This is a genomic window from Streptosporangium sp. NPDC002524 (assembly GCF_040295985.1).
Classification (GTDB): Bacteria; Actinomycetota; Actinomycetes; order Streptosporangiales; family Streptosporangiaceae; genus Streptosporangium.
The window spans coordinates 1-1,243 of the sequence record NZ_JBEOWK010000080.1; the positions used below are offsets into that span (position 1 = coordinate 1).

Annotated in this window: 1 protein-coding gene; it reads right to left on the reverse strand. The window is 35.5% G+C overall.

Translation table 11 applies throughout. The annotated features are described in order from the left end of the window. A partial coding sequence (locus tag ABT053_RS43345; RefSeq protein WP_350978031.1) for a type I restriction enzyme subunit R domain-containing protein occupies nt 1-1,243 on the reverse strand: 1,243 nt, incomplete at both ends.

The following is a 1,243-nucleotide window of genomic DNA, read 5'->3' on the forward strand; positions in this document are numbered from 1 at the left end:
TTTTGTTGTAGTCGTTCTTCTAAAACTTTTGTTCTTCTTCTGTATTTTTCACCCGTTTTGGCTTCAAACTCTTCTTTACTAAGGGTCATCGAATCCAGTAAATGAGTTAAATAAGGGATCGTTTTCTTATCGCCTTGATATTCATTCATTGCAGACTGTAAAAAGTCGAAGGATAATCCAAATTCTTCGGCTTCTTTTTGAAGTTGTCTTTGAATTTCATTTTGAATCGAAGTCTCTTTTAATTGAGCCACATCGATCTCTTCAGTAGTATTGACGAGTTGATCTTTCAAGGTGTGATACATCTTTTGGATTTGAGGATCCTTTTGTTGGATTTCTTTTTCAAATTTTTCAACGGCCCCTGCTTCGTTTAATTGAATCGCTTTCAAAAGTTGATTAATATAAAAACTATCCACGATGTCTTTATGTGTCGCATTGAGCTGCGAAGAAAAAGCAATCTCTTGTAAAAGCTTCTCGAAGTCTTCCTCAGGATGCTCCTCATCCTCGATCATTTCTTTAATCTTTGTTTTAACATTTTCCGTTTTACCTTGATATTGTGGCATCTGCTCCACTACTTCTGAAAATGCTTCAAAGTCCTCTTCGTATTGATCATAGCTTCGGAGCGCTTTATAACTCTTTTCTAGCTTTTGATAAGCACTCACTTGCGCAATCATCGTTTTAAGATCATTGGGTTTATCCGATAGGTCGGCTTCGCTTTGTTTATAAAGTGTTGAACATTCGATAAATTCTTTTTTGACTTCTTCATATTCTCTTGGAATCAGTTGATCAAAGTTTTGATTTTCATTTGAGAATAGACGAAACGTGTTTTGCACATTTTCTTTCATGGTGAAGGGCTTTCTAAAAGAGACAATCAACCCAGAATCTTTTCCTGTATAAATACGATTCGTTCTTGAGAACGCTTGAAGGAGCTTTTGATAGTTCATTTCTCGATCAATATATAAGGTTTGAATCGTTGGAGAATCAAAGCCTGTCAATAAACGATCGACAACAATGACAAAATCTAGCCACTGACCATCCGATTGATATTGCTTTTCCTTACGGGCCAACCGTTTATTAATATTTTGATTGTAGAGTTTCTCATCTTGATAAGGAGAAGCATCAAACTGTTTCGCATACTCTTTCATGATCTCTACTAATTCATCGTCTTGTTCATTTTTTTCTAATTGATCCGGATTGGTTGAGAAGGTAATAGCTACTCTTGGGAAATCTTTATCAATCAGTTGAT